Source organism: Shinella zoogloeoides (assembly GCF_020883495.1).
GTDB classification, from domain to species: domain Bacteria; phylum Pseudomonadota; class Alphaproteobacteria; order Rhizobiales; family Rhizobiaceae; genus Shinella; species Shinella zoogloeoides.
The window spans coordinates 133,052-158,030 of record NZ_CP086611.1; the positions used below are offsets into that span (position 1 = coordinate 133,052).

Annotated in this window: 25 protein-coding genes; 11 read left to right on the forward strand and 14 right to left on the reverse strand. The window is 66.6% G+C overall.

Translation table 11 applies throughout. The features are described from left to right. Positions 1-2 precede the first annotated feature (2 nt). From K8M09_RS20225 to K8M09_RS20250, 6 genes are all read right to left on the reverse strand, one after another. A complete protein-coding gene (locus tag K8M09_RS20225; protein ID WP_160785759.1) occupies positions 3-1,673 on the reverse strand; it encodes an amidohydrolase in 1,671 nt (556 codons plus the stop codon). Between the two features lie 15 nt (positions 1,674-1,688). Beyond that, on the reverse strand, positions 1,689-2,870 hold the full coding sequence (locus K8M09_RS20230; RefSeq protein ID WP_160785758.1) for a serine hydrolase domain-containing protein: 1,182 nt from the start codon (positions 2,868-2,870) through the stop codon (positions 1,689-1,691). A 78-nt stretch (positions 2,871-2,948) separates the two neighbouring features. Next, the gene (locus tag K8M09_RS20235; protein WP_160785914.1) at positions 2,949-3,983 is read right to left on the reverse strand and encodes an extracellular solute-binding protein; all 1,035 of its coding nucleotides are present in this window, start codon (positions 3,981-3,983) and stop codon (positions 2,949-2,951) included. Positions 3,984-4,011: 28 nt separating this feature from the next. After that, positions 4,012-4,815, reverse strand: coding sequence for an ABC transporter permease (locus K8M09_RS20240; protein ID WP_160785757.1), 804 nt, complete (start codon positions 4,813-4,815; stop codon positions 4,012-4,014). Then, the gene (locus K8M09_RS20245) at positions 4,808-5,731 is read right to left on the reverse strand and encodes an ABC transporter permease (protein ID WP_160785756.1); all 924 of its coding nucleotides are present in this window, start codon (positions 5,729-5,731) and stop codon (positions 4,808-4,810) included. The genes K8M09_RS20240 and K8M09_RS20245 overlap by 8 nt, the downstream gene beginning before the upstream one ends. 2 nt (positions 5,732-5,733) lie before the next feature. After that, the gene (locus tag K8M09_RS20250; protein ID WP_229342502.1) at positions 5,734-6,789 is read right to left on the reverse strand and encodes an ABC transporter ATP-binding protein; all 1,056 of its coding nucleotides are present in this window, start codon (positions 6,787-6,789) and stop codon (positions 5,734-5,736) included. 300 nt (positions 6,790-7,089) lie between these two features. Here K8M09_RS20250 and K8M09_RS20255 point away from each other — a divergent pair, with 300 nt between their 5' ends. Further along, on the forward strand, positions 7,090-7,776 hold the full coding sequence (locus K8M09_RS20255) for a GntR family transcriptional regulator (RefSeq protein ID WP_160785754.1): 687 nt from the start codon (positions 7,090-7,092) through the stop codon (positions 7,774-7,776). A 135-nt stretch (positions 7,777-7,911) separates the two neighbouring features. Beyond that, positions 7,912-8,538, forward strand: coding sequence for an RBBP9/YdeN family alpha/beta hydrolase (locus K8M09_RS20260; protein WP_160785753.1), 627 nt, complete (start codon positions 7,912-7,914; stop codon positions 8,536-8,538). Between the two features lie 2 nt (positions 8,539-8,540). Here the strand turns inward: K8M09_RS20260 and K8M09_RS20265 are convergent, their stop codons facing one another. The 7 genes from K8M09_RS20265 to K8M09_RS20295 form a co-directional block, all read right to left on the reverse strand. After that, positions 8,541-9,596 carry a tyrosine-type recombinase/integrase gene (locus K8M09_RS20265; protein ID WP_160785752.1) on the reverse strand — a complete coding sequence of 352 codons (1,056 nt, stop codon included), beginning with the start codon at positions 9,594-9,596 and terminating at the stop codon, positions 8,541-8,543. Positions 9,597-9,641: 45 nt separating this feature from the next. Continuing rightward, on the reverse strand, positions 9,642-11,129 hold the full coding sequence (locus tag K8M09_RS20270) for an MDR family MFS transporter (RefSeq protein WP_160785751.1): 1,488 nt from the start codon (positions 11,127-11,129) through the stop codon (positions 9,642-9,644). A 106-nt stretch (positions 11,130-11,235) separates the two neighbouring features. Continuing rightward, the gene (locus tag K8M09_RS20275; protein ID WP_160785750.1) at positions 11,236-11,880 is read right to left on the reverse strand and encodes a glutathione S-transferase family protein; all 645 of its coding nucleotides are present in this window, start codon (positions 11,878-11,880) and stop codon (positions 11,236-11,238) included. 127 nt (positions 11,881-12,007) lie between these two features. After that, entirely contained in the window at positions 12,008-12,784 is a 777-nt protein-coding gene (locus K8M09_RS20280; RefSeq protein ID WP_160785749.1) for a MetQ/NlpA family ABC transporter substrate-binding protein, read from the reverse strand. Positions 12,785-12,822: 38 nt separating this feature from the next. Then, positions 12,823-13,491 carry a methionine ABC transporter permease gene (locus tag K8M09_RS20285; protein WP_160785748.1) on the reverse strand — a complete coding sequence of 223 codons (669 nt, stop codon included), beginning with the start codon at positions 13,489-13,491 and terminating at the stop codon, positions 12,823-12,825. Beyond that, positions 13,481-14,569, reverse strand: a complete 1,089-nt coding sequence (locus tag K8M09_RS20290) for a methionine ABC transporter ATP-binding protein (RefSeq protein WP_380734657.1) — start codon at positions 14,567-14,569, stop codon at positions 13,481-13,483. The genes K8M09_RS20285 and K8M09_RS20290 overlap by 11 nt, the downstream gene beginning before the upstream one ends. Positions 14,570-14,765: 196 nt before the next feature. Next, positions 14,766-15,641, reverse strand: a complete 876-nt coding sequence (locus K8M09_RS20295) for a DMT family transporter (RefSeq protein ID WP_160785747.1) — start codon at positions 15,639-15,641, stop codon at positions 14,766-14,768. A gap of 172 nt (positions 15,642-15,813) precedes the next feature. Between K8M09_RS20295 and K8M09_RS20300 the strand changes: the two genes are divergently transcribed. The 9 genes from K8M09_RS20300 to K8M09_RS20340 all read left to right on the forward strand — a co-directional run bounded on the left by K8M09_RS20300 (position 15,814) and on the right by K8M09_RS20340 (position 24,466). Further along, a complete protein-coding gene (locus tag K8M09_RS20300; protein WP_160785746.1) occupies positions 15,814-17,424 on the forward strand; it encodes an ABC transporter substrate-binding protein in 1,611 nt (536 codons plus the stop codon). Between the two features lie 43 nt (positions 17,425-17,467). Continuing rightward, positions 17,468-18,457, forward strand: a complete 990-nt coding sequence (locus K8M09_RS20305) for an ABC transporter permease (protein WP_160785745.1) — start codon at positions 17,468-17,470, stop codon at positions 18,455-18,457. Beyond that, positions 18,454-19,284, forward strand: coding sequence for an ABC transporter permease (locus K8M09_RS20310; protein ID WP_160785744.1), 831 nt, complete (start codon positions 18,454-18,456; stop codon positions 19,282-19,284). The genes K8M09_RS20305 and K8M09_RS20310 overlap by 4 nt, the downstream gene beginning before the upstream one ends. After that, positions 19,281-20,063, forward strand: coding sequence for an ABC transporter ATP-binding protein (locus K8M09_RS20315; RefSeq protein WP_160785743.1), 783 nt, complete (start codon positions 19,281-19,283; stop codon positions 20,061-20,063). Before K8M09_RS20310 ends, K8M09_RS20315 begins: the two co-directional genes overlap by 4 nt. Beyond that, complete coding sequence (locus K8M09_RS20320; RefSeq protein WP_160785742.1) at positions 20,060-20,851, forward strand: ABC transporter ATP-binding protein; 792 nt, start codon at positions 20,060-20,062, stop codon at positions 20,849-20,851. The genes K8M09_RS20315 and K8M09_RS20320 overlap by 4 nt, the downstream gene beginning before the upstream one ends. Continuing rightward, on the forward strand, positions 20,841-21,935 hold the full coding sequence (locus tag K8M09_RS20325; protein ID WP_160785741.1) for a pyridoxal-phosphate-dependent aminotransferase family protein: 1,095 nt from the start codon (positions 20,841-20,843) through the stop codon (positions 21,933-21,935). The genes K8M09_RS20320 and K8M09_RS20325 overlap by 11 nt, the downstream gene beginning before the upstream one ends. A 124-nt stretch (positions 21,936-22,059) precedes the next feature. Then, positions 22,060-22,959, forward strand: coding sequence for an SMP-30/gluconolactonase/LRE family protein (locus K8M09_RS20330; protein WP_160785740.1), 900 nt, complete (start codon positions 22,060-22,062; stop codon positions 22,957-22,959). A gap of 118 nt (positions 22,960-23,077) precedes the next feature. Next, positions 23,078-24,067, forward strand: a complete 990-nt coding sequence (locus K8M09_RS20335; RefSeq protein WP_160785739.1) for a GlxA family transcriptional regulator — start codon at positions 23,078-23,080, stop codon at positions 24,065-24,067. Between the two features lie 75 nt (positions 24,068-24,142). After that, complete coding sequence (locus K8M09_RS20340) at positions 24,143-24,466, forward strand: hypothetical protein (RefSeq protein WP_160785738.1); 324 nt, start codon at positions 24,143-24,145, stop codon at positions 24,464-24,466. Positions 24,467-24,522: 56 nt separating this feature from the next. Here the strand turns inward: K8M09_RS20340 and K8M09_RS20345 are convergent, their stop codons facing one another. Further along, the gene (locus K8M09_RS20345) at positions 24,523-24,828 is read right to left on the reverse strand and encodes a hypothetical protein (protein ID WP_160785737.1); all 306 of its coding nucleotides are present in this window, start codon (positions 24,826-24,828) and stop codon (positions 24,523-24,525) included. Positions 24,829-24,979: the final 151 nt, after the last annotated feature.

The window sequence follows — 24,979 nt, forward strand, 5'->3', positions numbered from 1 at the left end:
CGTCAGGCCTGATAGGTGACCCGGCCGTCGCAGATCGTGGTGACGGGGCGGATTTTTGCGAGATCGGCGAAATCGGCGGCCTCCACATCGGCCGAAAGCACGACGATATCGGCGAGATAGCCGGGTTTCAGCATGCCCTTGCGATCCTCCATGAACTCCACCCACGCGCCGTTCTTCGTATAGGCGGCCAGCGTCTCGTGCAGGGAGAGCCTTTCGTCCTTCATACCGTCCTTCCAGACCGCGCGGGTCATGGCGCATTCGATGCAATGCATCGGGTCGAGCGGTGAGACCGGCCAGTCGGTGGCGAACACGATGGGCGCGCCGGCATCGGTCAGCGTGCGCCAGGCGAATGCATAGGGCCAGCGCTCCTCGCCGATATAGGAGAGGTAGGGTTCGAGCGGCAGGCCGGCGCTGCCCGGCGGGTGGGTCGGCTGCATGGAGGCGACGGTGCCGAGCTGCTTGAAGCGCGGAATATCGTCCGGATGCACGACCTCGATATGCTCGATGCGGTTGCGGCTGTCGCGCTTGCCATTGGCCTTGATGGCGGCTTCGTAGCCGTTCAGCACCATGCGTACCGCGCCGTCGCCGATGGCATGCACGGCGACCGGCAGGCCGAGCCTGTCGGCGGTTATGGCGATGGCGTCGAAGCTTTCCTGCGAGAACAGCGGGTCACCCTTCCAGCCGGGCTGGTGGCTGTAGTCGTCGACAAAGACGGCCGTGCCGGATTCCGTCACGCCGTCCATGAAGAGCTTTACGAAATCCGAACGCAGACGATCCGTGTTGAAGCGCTCGCGCCACGCCGCCGCCTTGGCCTCGATATCGGAGAGCGGCATGAAGTTCTTCATGTGGAAGGGCATGCGCACGCGCACCGGAAGACCGGCGGTCTTCTCGATCTCGTCCAGCATTTCGAGCTGGTAGAGGCTGCCGTCCATGTTCTGCAGCGAGGTGATGCCGAGCGAGGCGACATAGGCGAGACCCTCCTTGAGAATCTCGATATCGGCGGCGCGCTCCTCGGCCGTCACATGCTCCGGGTCGCCGCCCGTGCCGACGCCGAGCATTTCGCGCCCGCCCGTTTCGCTGAGCGCCGAGACGGGGCGGATGGCGTTGCTCTCGCGCAGCTCCCCGTTGGCCAGCCCGTCCTCGCCCATGACGATCTCGTTGCCGATGCCGACATCGCGGCCTTCGAGGATGCCGCCCATCTTCAGCGCCAGCGTGTTGGCCCAGGCGGTGTGATGGTCCGGCGCGAAGATCAGCACGGCGCGATCCGGCAGGATGCGGTCGAGATGGTGGCGCGTCACGCGCTCGTCGTCGGAAAGGATCGTGTAGTCGGCATGCTGGGCGATCAGCACCGCGCGGTCGGGATAATCGGCGGCATAGGTCGTCAGCGCCGCCGAGAGCGCGTCGAAACCCTTCACGCCCATCAGCGAAAGCTCGCGCAGTTCCGCCGAACCGCCGAAGATGTGCATATGCGCTTCGTTGAAGCCCGGCAGCACCGTCGCCCCCTTCGCGTCGATCACATGGGTGTCGGGGCCGCTATAGGCGTCGATCTGCGCTTCGGACCCGACGGCCAGGATGCGGTTGCCGGAAACGGCGAGCGCGGCGGCACGCGGATTGGCGTCGTCCATGGTCAGCACCCGCGCATTGCGGATGATGAAGCTCGCTTCGGTCTGCATGGTGTCTTCCTCGCGTCAGATGGCCCGGCCGCAGAGCGCCCGGAAGAAGGTGAAGTTGTCCTGGTTCTCCTCGTCGCCGAGCGGTTCCGGCTGGGAGGAGAGCTTGACGATGACCGTCTCGGTGCTGGGATCGACATAGAGCCATTGGCCGTGGATGCCGATAGCACAAAAGGCGTGGTCGGCCTCGCCGGACTGATACCACTGGCTGCGGTAGCGCCCGTTCGGCAGGTCGACATTGCGGCCCTCTCGCCAGGCTTCCCGGTCGCCGTTCTCCTGCATGTCGCGGATCCAGCCTTCGGGCACGATCTGCCTTCCATTGCGGACGCCGTGGTTGCGCAGCAGTTCTCCGAGGCGGGCAAGGTCGCGTGCCGTCATGGAGACGCCGCCGGCCGTGCGCGGCGTGCCGATGGCGTCCACCGTGATATCGGCATTGCCCTTCGCGCCCATCGGCTTCCAGAGAAGATCGGATGCAAGATCGGCGAAGCGTGCGCCGGTGGCGCGCTCGATGACGACGCCGAGGAGGTCCGCATTGGGGGAGGCGTAGTAGAACGGCCCGCCATGCGGTCGCTCGGCCTTCTGGAGTGTCAGGAGGAAGGAGGCGAGCGTTTCCGGCTCGGCGTCCTTCATCAGCGGGTTCCACAGCATGGCGCGGCGGTAGCGCGCGAATGCGCCGTAGGGATCGAGATAGGCTTCCTCGAAATCGAGGCTGACGCGCATGTCCAGCACGTCGCGATAGGTGCAGTCGCCGTAGACGCTGCCCTTGGCTTCCGGCAGGTAATCGGTCACCGGCCGGTCGGGGTCGAGAAGGCCCTCGGTCTCCAGGATGCCGGAGACGACCGCCGTCAGCGACTTGGAAATCGAGAAGACGAGATGCGGCGCATTCGGATCGGCATGCGGCGCATAATATTCTGCGACGATCTCGCCCCGCCGCATCATGACGAAGGCGTCGGTATGGGCGAAGTCGAGGAAGGCGCGGGCGGTCGGCGCGCCCGCAAGGCCGGTCTCCATCGTCGCATCGAGGAAGGCGGCGCTTTCCAGCGGCGTTTCGGCCGCCGCGACTTCGGCGGCGATCACGGCGGTCGGCACGAGGTCGCGCACGTTCTGGAAGGTCCAGCGGCTGTAGGGGGCGGTGCGCCAGTTGGCGAGGGTCACGTCGGCGCGGGCGAAGCCGTGCCTGTCCTTGAAAGTCCTGATCATGAAAAATCCAGCCGAAGCGCGGGAAGGCATGGAGCCTTCCCGCGTCGGGCCGTCCTCATCTTGCGCGGGCGATGCCGCTTATTTCTGCAGTTCGGTCCAGATCTTGGTGTAGAGCTGCTGTGTCTCCGGCTCGCAGCTCAGCAGGAACTCGCCGGCCTTGGCGAATTCTTCCGGGATGACGAGTTCCGGCGCGGACTGCATCTCGGGCGGCAGGAACTTTTCCGAACCCTTGATGCCGTTGGAATATTTCGCGAAGGCGGAGATCATCGCGGCGTTTTCCGGGTCCATGATGAAGTTCATGAACAGCTTGGCGTTGTCGGTGTTCTTGGCGTCCTTCAGGATCGCGACGCTATCCATGAAGATGGGGAAGCCTTCCTTCGGATGGCCGAACTTGATGTCCGCGTTCTTCAGGCGCGAGCGCATGATGGCGCCGTTCCAGTAGTAGACGGCCGAGTAGTCGCCGGCGGGGAACTTCTCCGTCACGGAATAGTCCATGGCGAGCCATTTCGTCTTGGCCTGGACGAGCTGGTCACGCACCTTGCGCAGGATGTCCTTGTCCATCGTGCACCAGTCGCCGCCGAAATACTTGATCGTGGCGAAGAGCACGTCGTTCATTTCCGGCGCGACGTTGATCTTGCCGACCAGCTCTTCCGGCGGGTCGAGGAAGATGGCGGAGGTGTTGATGTCGCCCTTGTAGACGGAGGTGTTGACGCCGATGCCCGTCAGGCCCCAGAGCCACGGAACGCTGTAGTGGCGACCCGGATCCCACGGCACGTCCACCCAGCGCTCGTCGACATTCTTGAAGTTTTCGAGCTGGTCCGGCCGCGATTCCAGCAGCAGGCCTTCCTTGACCCAGATCTGGAGGTAGTTGGCCGAGGGCACGACGATGTCGAAGCCGTGGCCGCCGGCGCGAACCTTGGCGAGCGCCGTGTCGTTGGAATCGTAGTCGGTGATCGTGACCTTGACGTCGAATTCTTTCTCGAACTTCTTGATGAGTTCCGGGCTGGTATAGTCGCCCCAGTTGTAGATGTTGAGTTCGCCTGCCGCCGAGGCGGTGCCGGCAAGGGCCAGCACGCCAACGGCCGCCATCGCCGTCGTGGTCATCCATTTCATTGTCATTCTCTGTTCCTCTCTGTGATGGTCACTGTTTTTTTCTATTGATGAAGAAGAAGATCACGACCAGCGCGGTGGACAGCGCCAGGAAGACGGTCGCGATCGCGTTGATCTCGGGCGATGTCTCGCGCCGGAGCTGGCCGAGCATGTAGGTCGGCAGCGTGTCCTGCCCGCCGGATTTCACGAATTCCGTGATAACGACGTCGTCCAGCGAGATGACGAAGGCCAGCATGAAGCCGGCGATGATCGCCGGGCGCAGCAGCGGCAGGGTGACATAGCGGAACGCCTGCCAGGACGACGCATAGAGATCGGCCGCCGCCCGCTCCAGCGTCAGGTCCATGCTTTCGAGGCGGGCGCGGATCGGCAGGTAGGCGAAGGGAATGCAGAAGGCCGTGTGGGCGGCGATCAGGTAGCCGAGGCCCGAATAGCCGGTCCAGACCTTGACGCGCGAGAAGACGATCAGCAGCGCCACGGCCGTCACGATTTCCGGCACCATGAGCGGCTGGTTGATGAGCGCGTATTTGAAGGTCAGGCCGCGATAGGGCCTGGTGCGGGTCGTGGCGAGCGCCGCCATCGTGGCCGCGACAGTTGCGATGAGCGCCGCCCAGGTCGCGATGACCAGCGAGCGGATCGCCGCGTCCTGAACGGCGTCGTTCTGCCAGGCCGCCGCGAACCAGCGGGTGGAGAAGCCACCCCAGCGCGAGAGCGATTCCGCCCCGTTGAAGGAATAGATGACCAGCGCGGCGATCGGCAGATAGAGCGCGAAGAAGGTGAAGAGCGTGATGAAGCCGAAGCCGGGTTGGGCGCGGATGTCGAAGCGCGATCTACGCATGGCCGGCACCTCCGCGCGAGGCGTTTTTCACATAGAAGATCAGCGCGATCATCACCAGCGCCATCAGGGTGATGGACATGGCTGCCCCGAGTGGCCAGTTGCGGCCCGAGCCGAACTGCATCTCGATGAGGTTGCCGAGCATCATATTCTTGCCGCCGCCGAGCACGCGCGGAATGACATAGGCGCCGAGCGAGGGGATGAAGACGAGGATCGAGCCGGCGATGAGGCCTGGCTTCACCAGCGGAATGACGATGCGCCAAAGGACCTGGAAGCGTGTCGCATAGAGGTCGTATCCCGCCTCCACCAGCCGGAAATCGAGTTTCTCGATGGAGGCGTAGAGCGGCAGCACCATGAGCGGCAGGTAGACATAGGTCATGCCGAGCAGGTTGGCGGTGTCCGTATACATGATCTGCAGCGGCTGCTTGATGATGCCGAGCCAGAGCAGGGCATTGTTCAGGAGGCCTTCGTTGCGGATGACCTGCTGCATCGCGAAGGCGCGGATGAGAAGGTTGGTCCAGAACGGGATCGTGACCAGGAAAACCCAGACTTCACGCGTGTGCTGCGGGCGGGTGGCGATGAAATAGGCGGTGGGGAAGCCGAGGATCAGGGTGAAGAGCGTCGTGAAGAAGGAAAGCTGGAGCGAGCGCCAGATGATGGAGAGATGGGCGTCGGCCAGCCCCAGCGTGTCGTCGAAGATGTCGCGCTGGAAGAGCACCGAGGTCCAGCCGTCGAGCGAGAATTCCCCAAACTTGACGTCGCCGTAGTCGCCCTTCGCCATGAAGGAATAGAACAGCATGACGAAAAGCGGGCCGACGGCGGCGCAGAAGATGATGAGCAGAGCCGGCGCGCTGAGCAGCCAGCGGGAGCGGATATCCTTTTTTTGTGCCGCGAGGGCGGCTTCCTGTGCGCCGCTCATCGTCAGTCCCTCAGAATCTGGGCGACATCGTCGCTGAAGGTGATGCCGATCGGGTCGTCCTTGGCAAAGCCGCAATGGCCGCTGCGGGCGTTCTGCTGGCGCACGGTGAAGGCCGTGCCGTCATCGAGGCGGACGTGGAAATGGGTGTCGGTGCCCAGATAGACGATCTCGCGAACGGTGCCGCGCAGGAGCGAGGCGGACGAGGGCGCGCCGGCCTGGGCGTGCTCGGGACGGACGACCACGGTGACCTTGCCGCTCGGCGTGAGATCGGCCGGGAAGGTCGCGGGAATTTCGGCGCCCGAGGAGAGGCGCACGCGCGCCCTGTCGCCGGAGACCGAGACCACCTCGGCCTCGAGGAAATTCGTTTCGCCGATGAAGTCTGCGACGAAGCGTTCGGCCGGGCGGTCGTAGATATCCCAGGGCGAGCCGACCTGCCGCACAGTGCCCGTCGACATGACGGCGATGCGGTCGGACATGGTGAGCGCTTCTTCCTGGTCGTGGGTGACGAAGACGAAGGTGATGCCGGTTTCGAGCTGCAGGCGCTTCAACTCCATCTGCATGGACTTGCGCAGCTTCAGGTCGAGGGCGGAGAGCGGCTCGTCGAGCAGCAGAACCTTCGGGCGGGGCGCAAGCGCGCGGGCGAGGGCCACGCGCTGCTGCTGGCCGCCGGAAAGCTGCGTCACCGGGTTGTCGCCGCGCCCTTCCAGATGCACGAGCTTCAGCATGTCCTTGATGACGCCGTCGATCTCCGCCTTCGGCTTGCCCAGCATCTTGAGGCCGAACCCGATATTCTCGGCGACCGTAAGATGCGGGAAGAGCGCGTAGTTCTGGAAGACGGTGTTGACGGGGCGCTGGTTCGGCAGAAGGCGGGAAATGTCCGTGCCGTCGAGCAGGACCTGTCCCTCCGTCGGCAGCTCGAAGCCGGCGATCATCCGCAAGAGTGTGGTCTTGCCGCAGCCCGAGGGGCCGAGAAGGGTGAAGAATTCGTTCGGGCGGATATCCAGCGTCACATCGTTGACGGCCTGGAAATGGCCGAACCATTTCTGGATGCCATGCATGCCGATGGCACCGCCATGGGCCGCGCTCGTGCGGGTCTCAGTCATCGGTTCCCCGTTTTTCGACCGGCGTCCGGGCGTGTTCCGCCCATGCCGCCGGCTGTTCCTGCCCGGCCGTCGATCACGGCTCTTATGGGATAGGCTTGTCTTGCTTATGCTTGCAGCAAATCATAATTTGATCAAATCTGTAAAGGGTGATTTTAGGCGTTGCGGATTTATCCGTCCTGCGTGCAAAGCCCTCGGAATTCAGCCCTGAGGCGATGCGCCGACATGGGCCGGTCCTGCAGACAGGAGGGTTTCAGCATGCTGGTCGCAACCGGCCGGGAGACATCCGAGTCCGTCAAGCAGTGGGTCTACCGCGTGCTGCGGCGAGGCATCATGGCGGGCGGCTTCGAGCCCGGCGAACCCGTCACGATCAACGGCCTTGCCGAAACGCTCGGCGTCAGCGCCATGCCGGTGCGCGAGGCCCTGCACCGGCTGGTCTCCGAGGGGGCGCTGGAGCTTCTGGACAATCGCCGCGTCCGCGTGCCGGACCTCGACGCCGAGGGGTTCGAGGAGGTGCTGGAGGCGCGTGTCGCGCTGGAGACCCGGGCGGCCGAACGCGCCTTGCCCTTTATCGACGACCTCTACCTCGCCCGGCTGCGCGCCCTCGACGGGCTGGCGGACCAGGCGCTCGCCGCGCGCGATTTCGGGCGGCTGGTGGAGGCGAATTTCGATTTCCACCGCTGCCTCTACACGGCGCGGCCGGGCATGGTGACCCTGCCGCTCATCGAATCCCTCTGGCTGCGCCTCGGCCCCTTCATGCGCCGGGCCGGCGAGACCCTGTCGCAGACCTATCAGGTCGACCGTCATGCCGAGGCGCTGGCCGCCATCCTCGCGCGGGACGCGGAAGCCCTGAAGGCTGCCATCGCCGCCGATATCCGCGACGGCACGGGGCACCTCGGCCGCGGCCATTTCGAACGGGTCGCGGCGCTCGGAAGGGTCGGCTGAACGGATGGCCGCCATGGTCGTCCCGAATGCAAAGAATTTTTATGGATTTTGGAGACTGTAGCAGCCTCTTCCTTACGAAACCGGCCGGCGGCAGGCATCATTCGGGCCATGCCGGTTCACGAAGGAAGGCTTGCCATGCGCTCCATCGATATCCCCGTCGACACGCTCATCCTGCCGGGCCTCAACGGCTCTTCCGATGCCCATTGGCAGCGCCACTGGGCACGCGACAACCCGGAGAGCCGGGTGGTGGAGCAGCATGACTGGGCCTGCCCGCAGCGTGAGAACTGGCTTGCCGAGCTGGAACGCCAGGTCGACATGATCGGCCGAGACGTCTGGCTGGTCGGCCACAGCCTCGGCTGCGTGCTGGCGGCGCGCTTTGCCGAAAGCCGGCTTGCCGGGCGGGTTCGCGGCGCGCTGCTCGTCGCGCCTTGCGATCTCGATGCGACCGAAAGCCTGCATCCCTGTATCGTCCGGTTCGGCGCGATGCCGCGCCGCCGCCTGCCGTTTCCCTCGCTCGTCGTCGGCAGCCTCAACGATCCCTACATGCCCGTCGAGCGGCTGCGCCGCACGGCGGCGGCCTGGGGCAGCGATCTCGTCGATATCGGCGAGGCGGGGCATATCAATGTCGCGAGCGGCTTCGGGCGCTGGGCGGCCGGCTACGATTTCCTCGAACTGCTGAAGGAGCGCTCGGCGCTGGGTGCGGCGGAGAACGGCAGGCTGTTCAGCCCGGCCGTCGCCGGCGGCGGCCTCTCCCTCAACTGAGGTCAGAGGCCGGCGGCCTTGGTGAGGTTGATACGGAAACGGTCGCGCCGCCGCTGGTAGCGGCGGGTCATCTCCGCGGAGGCATGGCCGAGCTGTTTCTGGACGTGGCGCTCGTCGATCTCGGCGGAGGAGGCAAGGCCGGCGCGCAGGGAATGACCGGCGAATTTCTGCGCCCGCTCGGCCTCGGAAAGATCGCCGCGCACGCCGGCGGCGAGCGCCGTCTTCTTGACGAGGCGCGCCACCTCCTGGTCGTTGAGGCGGTCCGGGCCGACCTCCTTGCCCTTGCCGGTCACGCGGCGGAAGAGCGGGCCTCTGGCGATCCTCGCGAATCGGATCCAGGTTTCGAGCGCGGCGACGGGGCAGGTCGTCTCGGTGGAGCCCCGGCCGATTTCCACCTCGCGCCAGCCGGTTTTCCCGCGCAGCGTCAGAAGCGCGCCCTTGTCGAAGATTTCGACCCAGCCGCGGCCATCCTCCGTCTGGTCACGCCCGAGGTCGAGGCCGGTGATCTCCGAGCGGCGCAGGCCGCCGGTAAAGCCGAGCAGCAGCATGGCGCGGTCGCGCAGGCCGCGCAGCGAGCCGCGGTCGAGCGTTTCCAGCATGGCGATCAGGTCTTCGGGAAGGATGGCCTCCTTCTGCCGGGGCGGAGCGGCATGCCGGTTGCGGATGCCGGCGAGGACGGTGGCGATATGGCGGTCGCCGCGGTCGAGGGAGAGGCCGCGCTGGGCGCAGTTCCAGCTTATGGCCGAAAGACGCCGCTCGATGGTCGAGACCGTGTTGGCCTTGCCGCCGCCCCCGGCGGCGCCGGAGGCGCAGGCCGTGATATAGAGGCCGACGATCTGCGGATCGGGCGGAAGCGGGGACAGGTTCTGCCGCCGGCACCAGGCGGAGAAATGCTTCCAGTCCGAGGCATAGGCCTTGCGCGTATTGGCGGAACTGGCCGCTTCGACATAGACGCGGGCGCGTTCGGTGAGGTCCTGCAGATGCGCGGGCAGGGGCGCATCCTGCGCGGTCAGTGCCGGGGTGCGCTCCTCCGGGCTGTCGTCGGTGATTCTGGCCATGTCTCCATATAGGGCCACAACCGGCGGCAAGGCGAGAGGCGCGGCCTATTCCATGCTCACCGGCGGCTCGTCCCTGACGCTGCCGCGCAGCGGCCTTTCGGGCATCAGGTGGAAGAGGACGAGCGACAGCGCCATGGAGGAGGCGCAGGCGACGAAGATATAGGTGAAGGCCGTCGCCGGCAGGCTGCCCGTCTCGCTCGCCTCTACGGCCTCGCCGACGAGCGGCAGGCCGTTGCCGAGCGCGATGGCGCCGAGGATCGCCACGCCGAGGGCGCCGCCGAGGGAGCGCAGGAAGGTCAGCACGCCGGTCGCCACGCCCAGATGCGCCTGATCGACCGCGTTCTGCACCGAGACCGTGGTGACCGGGAACGTCATGCCCGTGCCGAAGCCCACGCAGAAGATCAGCAGTTCGAAGACCGGCAGGGAGGTCTGCCCGGCGAAGAAGGCGAGGATGGAGAGGCACAGGACGCTGAACAGCGCGCCGGCAAGGGCGATCCACTTGTAATGGACGGCCTTCGGGATCGTCCGGCCGCTCGCCACCGCGCCGAAGACGGTGCCCATCAGGATGCCGACCATGGTGAAGCCCGCGTCGGCGGCGGACAAGCCGTGGAACGACTGCACATAGAGCGGGATATAGACGGACAGGCCCACATTGGCCGCCTGCACCAGGAAGATCGCCAGCGTTCCGCAGCGCACGACCGGATCGGCAAGGACCTCCAGCGAGATGAGCGGCTCGGCCGCGCGCCGCAGCCTGACGGCAAAGGCGGTCCACAGGAGGGCCGACAGGGCCAGAAGGCCGAGGATGGCGAGGGAAAGCCAGGCATAGCGGCTGCCGCCCCAGTTGAGCGCGAGCAGCAGAACCGAGGTCGCCGCGACGAGCAGCGCCGCGCCGGCCGCATCGATGCTGTGCGCGCGGCTGGGCAGCGGCAGCTTTTTCAGCGGCCGGTTGATGATCGCCACCACGACGAAGCCGAGCGGGATGTTGATCCAGAAGATGAGCGACCAGTGGAGATGTTCGGCGAAGGCGCCGCCGAGCAGCGGCCCGGCAATGCTCGCCACCGCCCAGGTCCCGGAGATCCAGGCGGCGTAGCGGGCGCGCTCGCGCGGCGGCACGAGGTCGCCGATGACCGTTTGCGTCAGCGCGAACAGCCCGCCGCCGCCAAGCCCCTGCACGAGGCGGCCGGCGATCAGCGTCGGCATGTTGGGGGCGAGCGCATTGATCAGCGAGCCGACGAGGAAGATCGCGATGGCGGCGAAGATCGTCGTGCGGCGTCCGTATATGTCCGATATCTTGCCGTAGAGGGGGGCCATGGCGGTCGCGGTCAGCAGATAGCCCGTCACGATCCACGGCAGGTAGTCGGCATGGCCGAGGGCGTGGCCGATCGTCGGCATGGCGGGGGCGACGATGGTCTGGTCGAGGGCCGCCAGCAGCATGGAGAGCAGCACGCCGGCGATGATGACGTTCTTCTCGCGCTCCGACAGGGCAGGGGGCGCTACGGCCGCCGCGCCGTTCGGGTGATGGGCATCATTCATGCATAAAATCCGATGATCTCGCCTGCCTTGCCGGCGGCTCCGTTCTGTCGGAACCCGTCAAACACCTTCTGGGCGGAGAAGTCCACCCAATAGAGCGGCCCTGTCGTCAGGCGCGCCGCGCAAAGACGGCGTGCTGGGCGTCGAAGGCGCGCCTGTAGGCGGGACGGGCCTCGGCGCGGGCGATATAGGGACGAAGGTTCGCGTGGGCGTCGAGAAGGTCCGTCCGCTCCAGCCGGCGCAGCACCGTCACCATCAGGAGATCGCCCGCGCTGAAGGCGCCGTCGAGCCATTCGCCCGCGCCGAGCCGGCGGGAAAGCGCCTCCAGCCGGGCATGGACGCGGCTGTCGAGCATCGGCATGCGCTCCCTGTGCCAGGGCTTGTCCCCTTCGGCATAGCCGGCCGCCTCGCGCTCGACGATCGGCGGCTCCACGGTGTTGAGCGCGGCGAACATCCAGGCGATGGCGCGCGCCCTTGCATTCGCATCTTCCGGCAGCAGGCCTGCATGACGCCCGGCGATATGGAGGACGATGGCGCCGGTCTCGAACAAGGCGAGGTCGCCCTCCTCGTAGGTCGGGATCTGGCCGAAGGGCTGGAGGGCGATATGGGCCGGTTCCTTCATCGCCGCGAAGGAGAGGAGGCGGACCTCGTAGGGCTGGCCCACTTCCTCCAGCGCCCAGCGCACCCGCATGTCGCGCGCCTGCCCCCTGCCACGGTCGGGCGAGCTTTCGAAGGCTGTGATGGTGATGGTCACTGTCGGCTCCGTGGTTGTCTTCCTGAAAGACGGCCGGCGGGCCGTGGTTCCGACACTCTACCCGAAACAAAACGCGGCGCCCCGATGTTTCGGGACGCCGCGCCGTCATTCGTACCGGGGATGCCGATTACCAGGAGGGAATCAGCGCGCCCTTGAACTCTTCGTTGATGAAGGTCTTGATGCTGTCGTCGTGATAGGCCTCGACGAGCGTCTTCACCCAGGGCGCATCCTTGTCGGCGCTGCGCACGACGATCAGGTTGGCATAGGGCGATTCGGCGCCTTCGATGGCGATGGCGTCGGTCTTCGGGTGAAGGCCGGCTTCCAGCGCATAGTTGGTGTTGATCACGGCCGCGTCGACGTCGTCGAGCGAGCGCGGGAGCTGGGCGGCGTCGAGTTCGGCGAAGGTGATGTTCTTCGGGTTCTCCGTCACATCCGCCGGACCAGCCTTCAGGCCGGCCTCGGGGTTGACCTTGATAAGGCCTTCCTTGGCGAGGATGAGCAGCGCGCGGCCGCCGTTGGTCGGGTCGTTCGGAATGGCGACGGTCGCGCCGTCGGCCAGTTCGCCGAGGGCCTTCACCTTCTTGGAATAGACGCCCATCGGGGTCGTGATCGTCTTGCCGACGCCGACGAGGTCGAAGCCGCGATCGGCGATCTGGTTGTCGAGATAGGGCTGGTGCTGGAACGAGTTGGCGTTGAGGTCGCCGTCCGCCAGCGCCTGGTTCGGCACGACGTAGTCGGAGAATTCGAGGATCTCGATGTTGAGGCCCTTCTTGGCGGCGACGTCCTTGACCTTTTCCATGATCTGCGCGTGCTCGCCCGGCGTGACGCCGATCTTGATGTCTTCGGCGAGCGCGGTGCCGCTGACAAGGGCGGCGAGGGCCGCGGTGACGAGGAATTTCATCATGTGTATCTCCTTCATGATGCTGCTTGGAAGGCGTGAAATCAGGTTTTGCGGTTGCGCTTGTCGAAGCGGCGGGCGAGCGCGTCGCCCGCGCTCTGCACGAGCTGCACGAGGACGATCAGCACCACGACCACGGCCAGCATGACTTCGGGCATGAAGCGCTGGTAGCCGTAGCGGATGCCGAGGTCGCCGAGGCCGCCGCCGCCGACCGCCCCGACCATGGCCGAATAGCCGATCAGGCTGACGATGGTCATGGTGAAGGCGAGCAGGATCGCCGGCCGCGCCTCGGCGAGCAGCACCTTGAGGACGATCTGCATCGGCGTCGCGCCCATGGCGCGCGCCGCCTCGATCAGCCCCTTGTCGACATCGCGGATCGCCGCTTCCACGAGGCGCGCGAAGAACGGGACGGTGGCGATGGTGAGCGGCACGATGGCCGCCGTCGTGCCGATGGACGTGCCCGTCAGAAGGCGCGTGAAGGGGATGATGGCGACGACGAGGATGATGAAGGGCGTCGAGCGTGCCGCATTGACGACAAGCCCGATCGCGGAATTGAGCGCCGGGGCCGGGAAAAGCTCGCCCCGCGCGCTGGTTGCGAGGAAGACGCCGATGGGCAGGCCGATCAGCGAGCCGACGAGACCGGAGACGGCGACCATGTGCAGCGTTTGCAGCAGCGATTTCGAGAGAATGTCGAAGAGCATGTCAGGCGACATAGCCGAGCATCTCCGTGGCAAGGCCGGTCTCGGCATAGAAGCGGGCGGCCCGGGCGAGGACCTCGGGCGTTGCCGGATAGGCGACGACGAGCGTGCCGAAGGGTTCCCCGGCGATCTCCTCGATGGCGCCGGCGAGGATGTTGACGTTGCCGCCGATCTCCGTGACCAGCCGCGCGGTCAACGGCTGGAAGGCCGTCGCGCCGAAGAAGGTGAGGCGCACGAGGATGCGGTCGCCCGCCGAGGCTTCGGCCTTGACGCCGGAGCGCAGCCATTCCGGCAGGCCGATGCCGAGCGTCGAGGAGAGCAGGATGCGCGTCGTCTCGTGCTGCGGCGCGGTGAAGATGTCGAAGGTGCGGCCCTGCTCGACGATGCGGCCCCTGTCGATGACCGCGACATGCGAGGCGATGGTCTTCACCACCTCCATCTCGTGCGTGATGAGGAGGACGGTCAGGCCGAGATCGGCGTTGATCTGCTTCAGCAGCGCCAGGATCGACTGGGTGGTTTCCGGGTCGAGCGCCGAGGTCGCCTCGTCGGAGAGGAGAAGCTTGGGCGAGGTGGCGAGCGCGCGGGCGATGCCGACGCGCTGCTTCTGGCCGCCGGAAAGCTCGGACGGGTAGCGCTCCGCCTTGTCGCCGAGACCGACGAGATCGAGCAGGGGGCCGACCTTCGCCTTGATCGCGGCGCGGTCCAGCCCGGCGATTTCGAGCGGCAGGGCGATATTGTCGAAGGCGGTGCGCGAGGAGAGCAGGTTGAAGTGCTGGAAGATCATGCCGACTTCGCGGCGAAGGCCGCGCAGCGCCGCCTCGGTCAGCCCGCCGACCTCGGTTCCGTCCACCACGACCTCGCCGGCCGTCGCCTTTTCGAGACCGTTGACGAGGCGGATGAGCGTGGATTTGCCCGCGCCGGACCGGCCGATGATGCCGGTGATGGCGCCGCGGCCGACGGCCATGTCGACGCCGTCGAGCGCGACGAAGGCGTTGGCGTCGTCGCCGTAGCGCTTGGTCACGCCCTTGAAGAGCACCATGGGCGCTGTTTGCCCGGGCGGGGCGGCGGGGGTGGCCGCTGTGGGAAATGTCATTGTCTGCTCACGTTTTCAGTCCGGTCGTCCGCGCCAGATAGCATCGTCGCTCCGCCCTGCGAAGACGCTATGCCCCCGGAGGAGGGCGACCCACCGTCACAGGCGGGTTCCTAGCGGACCACCGATGCCCCGCCCGGCGCGGATTTGACAGGAATGGCATTCCAAAGATTCGCTCATCCACGGAATATCGCCGCGATCAGGCGCGGGTTCGCTTTGCCAGTTGGTGCTCCCGCCAGATGGTGAAGAGGCCCGCGCCCACGACGATGACGGCGCCGATCACCATGTTGGGCGTGATGATCTCGCCGAAGAGGCTGACGGCGAGGATGACGTTGAGGACGAGCTGGAAATAGGTGACGGGCTGGACCTCGGCTGCCGGCAGCAGTCCGTAGGCGCGGATGAGGAAGTAGTGGCTGAGCGTGCCGCAGACGCAGAGCGCCGCAAGGGCGAACCAGTCCGGCCCCCGCACCTCTGTCCAGTAGAACGGGCCGATCAGCGAGATCGCGACGGCGCCGGCGACGCCCGCATAGAACAGGCTGGTCACGGCCGAATCCTCGCGGCTCACCGCGCGCGTGGCAATGCTGTAGAGGGCGAACAGCACGGAGGCCCCGAGCGGCAGGAGCAGCGACATGTCGAAATGGATATCGACCGGGTTGATGATCACCAGGACGCCGATCAGGCCAACGAGCACGGCCGCGCCGCGTCGCCAGCCGACCGTTTCGCCGAGCAGCGGGATCGACAGGATGGTGATGATCAGCGGCGTCGCCTGGAAGATCGACTGGCTCATGGCGAGGCCGGCATGAACGTAGGAAAAGACGATGACGACGATTTCGGCGACCAGCAGCAGGCCGCGGACGATCTGCAGCCAGGGACGCCGCGTCGTGACCGCGCCGCGCACCCCGCCCGGCGAGGAGGCGGCGAAGCAGAACACGAAGACCGCGAAGGCCCAGAACCGGATCATCGTGATGAAGAGCGGCGGATAGCGGTCGCCGAGATATTTGGTAATGGCGTCCTGACCCGCGAAGATGCAGATCGCGAGGAAGGCGAAGAGGTAGCCACGGGTCTTGGAGGTCATCGGACAATCAACATGGAATCGGTGCCCCCTGATAGCACGGGCGGCGGTCTCATGGGGGTGTAGCGCCGGTTCGTTGCAAGAATTTGTTCTTGCAAGACGGGACAGGAGAATTTCCTCTCTGTGCGCGCGGTCGATTCGCCGCCAATATCCGATGCACAAGCAGGAGAGACAGATGCTGAGCGCGACCCCAACCCGGCGAACCTTCTTGCAGGCGGGGGCCGCGCTGCTGGCTTCCACGGCCCTGCCGACACTCGGGCTTGCCGGCGACGCGCCTTCCGGCGGCCGGCTGATCGTGGCGGCCGATTCCGAGCCGAAGAACCTCAATCCGGCCATCGTCGCTTCCAACGGCGTGTTCTTCGTCGCGAGCAAGGTGGTGGAGCCGCTGGCCGAAGCCTCCTTCGACGGTAAGGACGGGCTGGCGCCGCGCCTCGCCACCGCCTGGGAAGGCTCGGAAGACGGGCTTTCCGTCACCTTCCGCCTGCGCGAGGGTGTGACCTGGCACGACGGCAAGCCCTTCACCTCCGCCGACGTCGCTTTCTCGGCGCTCAATATCTGGAAGCCCCTGCAGAATCTCGGCCGCGTCGTCTTCGCCAATCTGGAGATGGTCGAGACGCCGGACGATGCGACCGCGATCTTCCGCTTCTCCAAGCCGACGCCGCTGCAACTCATCCGCAATGCGCTGCCCGTCGTCAGCAGCGTTGTGCCGAAACATCTCTACGAGGGTACGGATATCGCCGCGAACCCGGCGAATATCCAGCTCGTCGGCACGGGCCCCTTCCGCTTTACCGAATACAAGCCCGGCGAATATTATCGCCTGACCCGCAACGAGGCCTATTGGGGCAAGGACCAGCCGAAGCTCGACGAGATCATCTTCCGCGTGCTGCCAGACCGCGCCGGTGCGGGCGCGGCGCTGGAGGCCGAGGAAATCCAGCTTGCCGCCTTCTCCGCCGTTCCGCTCACCGATCTCGACCGCATCTCGAAGGTGCCGGGCATCGAGGTCGTCACCAAGGGCTACGAGGCGCTGACCTACCAGCTCGTCGTGGAGATCAACCATCGCCGCAAGGAACTGGCCGACCTCAAGGTGCGGCAGGCCATCGCCCATGCCATCGATAAAAAATTCGTGGTCGACACAATCTTCCTCGGCTATGCCACGGCCTCCACCGGCCCGGTGCCGAAGAATGCACCGCAATTCTACGACGCCGCCGTGCCGGCCTACGATTTCGACGTCGCAAAGGCTAATGCGCTGCTCGACGAGGCCGGCTATGCCCGGGGCGCGGACGGCAAGCGCTTTTCCCTGAAGCTGCGCCCGGCGCCCTATTTCAACGAGACGCGCCAGTTCGGCGATTACCTGCGGCAGGCGCTCGCCGAAATCGGCATCGACGCGGAACTGGTCAACGCCGATTCCGCCGCGCACCAGAAGGCGGTCTATACCGACCACGATTTCGACCTTGCCGTCGCCCCGCCGGTTTTCCGTGGCGATCCGGCGATCTCCACGACCATTCTCGTGCAATCCGGCATTCCGGCGGGCGTCGGCTTCTCCAATCAGGGCGGCTACGCCAATGCGGAACTCGACGCGGTGATCGCCAAGGCGTCGGAAACCATCGAGGAGGCCGCCCGCACCGAACTCTACCGGCAGTTCCAGAAGCTGGTCGTCTCCGACCTGCCGCTGATCAACGTCGCCGAATGGGGCTTCATCACGGTCGCGCGCGACACGGTAGAAAACGTCGCCAGCAATCCGCGCTGGGCGGTCTCCAACTGGGCGGATACCGCGCTGCAATCGTGATAGGGTTCGTTCACCGGGGAAACATCGTCAGGTCAGGCGCAGCGTGAACCGAACCCTTCGATTGCTGAGACGCCGCGCGCTCGGCAGCATTCCCGTGCTGCTGATCGTCGTCGTGCTGACATTCCTGCTGCTGGAGGCGGCGGCGGGCGATGCCGTCGATGCCTATCTCCTCTCCATCGGCGGAGGCGACGCGACGATTGCGCAGTCCTTGCGCGCCTCCTACGGTCTCGACCAGTCCATGGCGGCGCGGCTCTGGCTCTATCTGTCCTCGCTCGCCCGGCTCGATCTCGGCTGGTCCGTCGCCTTCGACCGGCCGGTGCGCGACCTCATCCTCGAACGCCTGCCCAACACGCTGCTGCTGATGGGCAGCGCCACGGCGCTCTCCTTCGCCATCGGCTCGGCGCTCGGCATCGTCGCCGGGGAAAAGCCCGGCAGCGGGCGCGACCGGGTCCTCTCCACACTCTCGCTCATCCTCTACGCCATCCCCGGCTTCTGGCTCGGCCTCGTCCTCAGCATCGTCTTCGCCGTGCAGCTTCGCTGGCTGCCCACCTCCGGCATCGAAACCATCGCCTCCGGGCGTACCGGCCTTTCGCGCGCCGCCGATATCGCCGCCCATCTGGCGCTGCCGGTCGCAACGCTGACGCTGGTCTATATGGCGCTCTTCCTGCGCGTCATGCGGGCCGGGATGGCGGAGGTCTGGGGGCTGGATTTCGTGCTCTTCGCCCGCTCCAAGGGTGTTTCGCGGGCGCGGATCGTGCTGCGGCATGTCGCGCGTAACGCGCTGCTGCCGCTCGTCACCATGCTCGGCCTGCAATCGGCCGCCATGCTTGGCGGCAGCGTCGTCATCGAGAGCATTTTTGCCATTCCCGGCTTCGGGCGGCTGGCGCAGGAGGCGGTGAGCGGGCGCGATACGGCGCTGCTTACCGGCATCATCGTGACGAGCGCCGTGCTGGTCATCCTCGTCAACCTTATGATCGATATCGCCTATGCCGCGCTCGACCCGCGCGTCGGGGCTTCGGAGCGTGGCGCATGAGGCTGCTGCGAAACCTTCTGCGGACGCCCGAGGGCGCGGTCGGGTTTGGCCTTCTCGCCGTGCTTGCGCTCGTCGCGCTGTTCGCGCCGGTTCTGTCGCCGGGCGATCCGCTGCGCATCGCCGGCCGCGCGCTGACCGCGCCCTTCACCGATCCGGCCTTCCCGCTCGGCACGGACCGGCTGGGGCGGGACGTGCTGGCGGGCATCGTGCATGGCGCGCGCACCTCGCTTCTCGTCGGGCTTGCGGCGGCATGTGCCGCCCTTGCCGTCGGCCTTTGCGTCGGGCTGGCGGCGGGTTTTGCCGGCGGCATCGTCGACGAGGCGCTGATGCGCGTGGTCGATGCCTTCCAGATCGTGCCGAGCTTCCTTCTGGCGCTCGCCTTCGTCAGCGTCATAGGCGCGTCCGTGCCGGTCGTGGTGCTGGCCATCGCGCTCGGCGCCTGGGCCGATCCGGCGCGGCTGACGCGGGCGCAGGTTCTCTCCGTGCGCGAGCGCGACTATGTCGCCTCGGCGCGTGTCGTCGGCATGCATCCGGTGGAGATCGCCTTGCGGGAAATCCTGCCGAACGTGCTGCCGCCGGTGCTGGCGCTCTCGGCCATCATCGTCGCCGCCGCGATCCTCACGGAAGCGGCGCTCTCCTTCCTCGGTCTCGGCGATCCGAACATCGTCACCTGGGGATCGATGATCGCCGAGGGGCGGAACGTCCTGCGCTCCTCGCCCTTCCTGTCGGTCTTCCCCGGCATCGCGCTGGTGGTGACGGTCGTCGGCGTCTATCTCCTGAGCGAAGGGCTGGGCAAGGCGCTCGCCCACCGGGGAGGGGGCGCATGACGGCGCTTTGCGAAATCCGGCAGCTTGCCGTCACCTATCGCGGCCAGCCGGCCCCCGCCCTGAAGGGCGTCGATCTCGATATCCATACCGGCGAGCGGCTGGCGATCATCGGCGAAAGCGGCTCCGGCAAGAGCACCTTCGCGCGGTCGCTCGCCGGCCTGCTACCGGATGGCGCGCGCATTGCGGGAAGCCTGCGCTGGGCGGCCGGACATGCGCCCCGCCCCGGCCGCGATATCGGTTTCGTCTTCCAGGATCCTTCCGCCAGCCTGAACCCGGTGCTGACCATCGGCGAACAGGTCGCCGAAGGCGCGCGCCGCCATCTCGGGCTTTCGCGCCGGCAGGGCGAGGCCCATGCGCTGGACATGCTGGCGCGCGTGCACATCCCCGATCCCGAAAAGACCCTCCACGTCTTCCCCCATCAGCTTTCCGGCGGCCAGCGCCAGCGCGTGGCGATTGCCGCAGCGCTGGCGGTAAAGCCCGGCCTGCTGATCGCCGACGAGCCGACCAGCGCGCTCGACATGGTGGTGCAGGCGGAGATCGTCGCGCTGCTCGATGAACTCGTGCGCGACGGCGGCATGACGCTGGTCTTCGTCACCCACGATATCGCGCTCGCTTCCGGCTTTGCCGACCGGGTGGCGATCTTCCGCGACGGCGAGCTGGTCGAAACCGGCGCGACGGCCACGGTTCTTGCCGCACCGCAGGCGGCCTACACCGCCGCGCTGATCGCCAGCCACCGCGATCTTGCGACGCCGCCGCTGATCCGGGAGGCGGGCCGATGACGCTGCTCGATATCCGGGATCTCAGCAAACGCTACGCATCGGGTGGCCGCGACGTCGCCGCGCTCGACGGCGTGTCGCTGACCCTTGCGGCGGGGGAGACCCTCGGTCTTGCCGGTGCGTCCGGCAGTGGAAAATCGACGCTGGCGCGCGTTCTTACGCGCCTCGTTCCGGCAGATGGCGGCACGGTGCATTTCGGCGGCGAGGACTGGCTTGCGCTTTCCGGCGGCGAACTGCGCCGGCGGCGGGCGAAGATGCAGATGGTGTTTCAGGATGTGCTCGGCGCGTTCAATCCCCGCGCCACCGTCGCGTCCGTCATCGAGGATCCGCTGCGCATCCACAACATTGTTCCGAAGGCCGGATGGGCACGGGAGGTCGCGGCTCTGCTCGACCGCGTCGGCCTTCCGGCGTCCTATGCCACCCGCTCGATCCGCGACGTGTCGGGCGGCCAGCGCCAGCGCATTGCCATCGCCCGCGCCATCGCCTCGCGGCCGTCGCTGATTGTGCTCGACGAGGCGGTCTCCGCCCTCGACGTTTCGCTGCGGGAAAAGATCCTCGAACTCCTCGTCACCCTGCAGGTCGAGCGCGGCATCGCCTATCTCTTCATCTCGCACGACCTCGCCGTGCTCGCCGCCGTCTCCCACCGCATCGCCATCATGGATGCCGGCCGGATCGTGGAGACGGGGCCGGCGGCCGGGGTGATCGGCGCGCCGCAATCGCCGGCCGCCCGCGCGCTCGTGCGCGCGGTGCCGCGCCTCATCCTCCAAAAGGAAGACCGCAATGCCGTTTGATCGCTGGAATGCCCTGAACGACGCTCCCGTCTTCCCGCCCGAGCGCTTCGGCCTCATCGCCGACCGGCTCGGCAAGGTTCTCAAGACGCGGAACGATATCCTGCTGTTCCAGACGGAGGCGGTCGTCGCGCTGGAGGCGGCAACGGCGAGCCTTGCTCGCCCGGGCCTGAAAGCGATCAACATCGTCACCAGCCCCTTCGGCGCGTGGTTCGGCGGCTGGCTGCGGCGCGGCGGCGCGGAGGTGGTGACGCTTTCCGCCGAGCCGGCCCGCCCGATCGACGCCGGGGCCGTGACGGCTGCCTTCGAGGCGCATCCGGAAACGAAAGCCGTCATCTTCTGCCATGCGGAATCGGCGAACGGCGTGCTCAACCCGCTGGAGGAGATCGTCGCCGCCGCGCGGACCCGGGGCATCGTGACGGTGGTGGACGCCGTCGCATCCGTGGGCGGCCATGCGCTGGATGTCGATGCGCTCGGCGTCGATATCGCCGTGATCGGACCGCAGAAGTCGCTGGCGGGACCGGCGGGCGTCTCGGCCCTCTCGGTCAGTCCGGCCGCATGGCGCCTGATAACGGCCGAAGGCGGGCCAAAGGAATCGACGCTGTCGCTGCTCGACCGCAAGGCCTGGCTCGATGCCGGCCGCGGTGCGCTGCCCGGCACCTCCGCGGCGCTGGAATTCTTCGCGCTGGAAGCCGCGCTCGACCGCTTCGAGGCGGAAGGCCTCGATGCCGTTCTCGCCCGTCATGCCCAAGCGGCAAAGGCGGCGCGCGACGGCCTGATCGCTCTTGGGACGGAGCCATGGGCCGCACCTGGCCGCGCATCCCATCTCGTGACGACGGCAAGGCTGCCCGATGGCGTGGATGCGGAGGTCTTCCTCGCCGCCGCTGCCCATCTCGATACGGACATGTCGCCGGGCGTCGGCCCCGGTGCGGAAAACCTCGTTCGGCTCAACCATACGGGCCAGCGTGCCCGCTTCGAAGCCGTGCTCGGCAATGTCGCCGCCTATGGCGTCGCCCTTCGCAAACTCGGCTTCGAGGCGGATATCCCGGCGGCGGCGACAGCCGTTGCCGCGCATTATGCCGGCTGAGAAAGCACAAGAGTTCCCGGTTCAGCGCCAACGACCGGGCGGACTGTCCGGCGATGGAGACGGGTCGGGCTAGGCGGGCGCGGCCGTTGCCGCTAAAAACATCCTCGTCACAAGGGAGGTGGGGATGTCGTTTTTCGAGGCCGAGGAGGCTGTCTTTTCCAGTTTCGTGCTGGGCAATGCGCCGCTCAAGAAGCTTGCCGGCGGGTTCGACTGGGCCGAGGGGCCGGTCTGGTTCGGCGATCACGATTGCCTGCTGTTCTCCGATATTCCCAACAACCGCATGCTGCGCTGGAGCGCCACGCTCGGCATCACGACATTCCGCGAGCCGTCGAATTTCTCCAACGGCAACACGCGCGACCGGGAAGGCCGCCTCATCACCTGCGAACACGGCACGCGCCGTGTGACGCGCACGGAGCATGACGGCTCCATCACGGTGGTCGCCGACCGCTACGAGGGCAAGCCGCTGAACTCGCCCAACGATGTCGTCGTCACCTCGGACGGTGCGATCTGGTTTACCGACCCGCATTACGGCATCGCCTCGGATTACGAGGGCACGCGCAGCGAGCAGGCGCTGCCCTGCAATGTCTACCGCGTCGATCCGCATTCCGGCCATGTCCGCGCCATGCTGACCGATTTCAACTGCCCGAACGGCCTTGCCTTCAGCCCGGATGAAACGCGCCTCTATGTCGCCGATACCGGCCGCATCCACACGGACGATCCACGCCATATCCGCGCCTTCGACGTGGCGGCCAACGGGAGCCTGACGGGCGGCGACGTCTTCCATGTCATTGCGCCCGGCTGCGCGGACGGCATGCGCGTGGACGAGAACGGCAATCTCTGGTCCTCGGCGGGCGACGGCGTGCATTGCATCGCGCCCGATGGCCGGCGTCTCGGGAAAATCCTCGTGCCGGAGGCGGTCTCGAATGTCTGCTTCGGCGGCCGGAACGGTCATCGCCTCTTCATCACCGCGACGACCTCGCTTTATGCCGTATCGCTTGCCGTGCGCGGCGCGCGCCGGCCCTGAAGCGATGGCGAGCGCGGAGGGGTAGATTCCGCTATCGCTCCCGGGTGCTTCCCGCCTATAATGCTTATGGAGCGGAATGGGAGGCACGATGGCGGTGGATGTTCGGACATCGAAGGAGATGAGCGCGGCAGCGGCGCCGAAGGCGTTGCGCGTCGGCTTCATCCTGTCGAAGAGTTTCACCCTCTCCGCCTTCGCATTGTTCGTGGATACCTTGCGGCTTGCCAGCGATAGCGAGGACCGCTCCCGCCGCGTCAACTGCGACTGGGACGTCATCAGCAGCACGCGCAATTTCATTTCCTCCTCGAGCGGCATCCAGGTCGCGCCGACCGCGCCTTTCGCCGATCCCTCCAGCTTCGACTACATCGCCGTCGTCGGCGGCCTTCTGAACGTGGAGGAGCCGATCGACAGCTACGCGAAGACCTATCTGCGCAAGGCGGCCGATGCGGGCGTCGGGCTGATCGGCCTCTGTACGGGCAGCTTCATCCTTGCGGAGGCGGGGCTTCTCAAGGGGCACACAGCCTGCGTGAGCTGGCTGCACCATCGCGATTTCCGCGCCCGCTATCCCGATATCGAAGCGACGTCGGAGCAGATCTTCCGCTTTGACGGCAAGGTCGCCACCTGTGCCGGCGGCAGCAGCGTCGCCGATCTTGCCGCGACGCTGGTGCGCCACCATGTCGGCGAGGCGGCCGAGCGCAATGCGCTGGAAATCCTGCAGATCCGCCACCGCCGCGACGCCACCGATGTCCAGCCGCGCAATCCGCTTGGCCTCGAAGCGCGCGACCGCCGCGTGCATCTCGCCATCATGATGATGGAGCAGCACACGGAAGACCTGCTCTCCATCGACAGCATCGCCACGATGACGAACGTCTCCCGCCGCCAGCTCGAACGCCTGTTCGAGAGCGACATGGGCGCCTCGCCGAGCGCGATCTACATGAAAATCCGCATGGCCGCCGCGCTGACCATGGTGATGCGCACCAACAAGCCGCTGATCGAGATCGCGCTCGAAACCGGCTTCGAGAGCCTATCGCACTTCACCCGGCGCTTCCGCGCCGCCTTCGGCGACACGCCCTCGCAGATCCGCCGCGATGGCCGCCGTCAGGCCGGCTGACGGCAATTCTCCCCGCGAGCCGGAACCAAGCCGCCCGCCATCCGTTCGGTTCTCATCGCTGACAAGGAGACCGCAATGGCAAGCAACGACGTTCAATCCCAGATTTCCGCTCTCCGCGACGAGATCGCCGCCCTTCAGCAGGACCTCGGCGAGCGGAGCACCGAAGCCTATGAGACGATGCGCGAGCGCGCCGGCAATGCGATGGACGCTGCCCGCCCCGCCGTTCGCTCGGCCACGAAATATGTCCGCAATGAAGGCGCAGCCGTGGCGCAGGCTGCCCGGGAACATCCCGCCGCGCTTTCGGGCGTGGTGCTGACGGCCGGGATTGCCGGTGTGGTCATCGGCTATCTGCTCGGCTCCCTGGAAAGCGAGCCGCCCCGCCGCCAGCGCTGGTTCTGAAGGTATGAAAAAGCCCGGCTTTGCCGGGCTTTTTCAGGAGCGCAAGGCGCGTCGCCTCACCGGTGGCGCAGGCCGAAAAGGTAGCCGATGAAGGCCGCGCCGGCGAGGGTCACGAGCGGATTGGCCTGGATCGTGCGGCGGGCTTCCTCGCGCAGCGATTCCGCCTTGGCGACCGCGATCTGCCCGGTGCCTTCGGCGATCAGCCCCGCGGATTCCCTCAGGCGGCTGATTTCCGCCTTCAGCGCCTCGATCTGCTCGTTGATCGTGGCTTCGGCAGCCGCGGCCTTCGCCTCTTCCGAAATGCTGTCGCGACCCTCAACGACGCCAAGCGTGCGTTTGCCGGTGCTCTTTTCGTCAGCCATGGATATGTCTCCTGGATTGATGGGAATGGCGTGAGAAAGAACTTCCGCCGTGCCGGTTGGTTCCCGGCCATGATTCAAACTGTGATCGCTCCCGGCGGGAAAGCCCGATTGACTCTTTCGGAAATTGAGAACAAATAGAGAACAATTATCC